Genomic DNA, 347 nt, shown 5'->3' with positions numbered 1-347 from the left:
TCTTTCCCGCCGAGCTACTGGCCGTGCAGGCGCTACGCCGCCGCCAGGGCCTGCCCGAGTTCAAGACCGATCATCTGTTGATCGATACGCCCTGGGCGTTCGTCCGGGACATGCCGCCAGTGGCACCGCATCCGTTGGCAGCGGCAGTGGAAGCACGCCTGGTGCAGGATTACCCGCAGTTTCGTTAAGCAATCCGCAGGCAATTGACCATCGCCGACCGAAGCGGTACACAGTGAGCCGACACCGGATGGGTAATGTGGCCAACGGAAAACATCCTGACTAGCATCGTCAACTCGCATTCAAGGACCAACGCGCCACATGCAGATCACAGCTCATCCATCGTTGAA

General features: G+C 59.9%; 1 pseudogene. It reads left to right on the top strand.

The window, feature by feature from the left end:
- Window positions 1-188 (top strand): annotated as a pseudogene (locus tag XcuCFBP2542_RS19680) (hypothetical protein); the annotation flags it as partial.
- Between the last annotated feature and the right edge of the window lie 159 nt (window positions 189-347).

This window comes from Xanthomonas cucurbitae (assembly GCF_002939885.1).
GTDB lineage: Bacteria > Pseudomonadota > Gammaproteobacteria > Xanthomonadales > Xanthomonadaceae > Xanthomonas > Xanthomonas cucurbitae.
The sequence above is the reverse complement of the archived record's forward strand: the minus strand, read 5'-3'. Positions and strand labels throughout refer to the sequence as shown.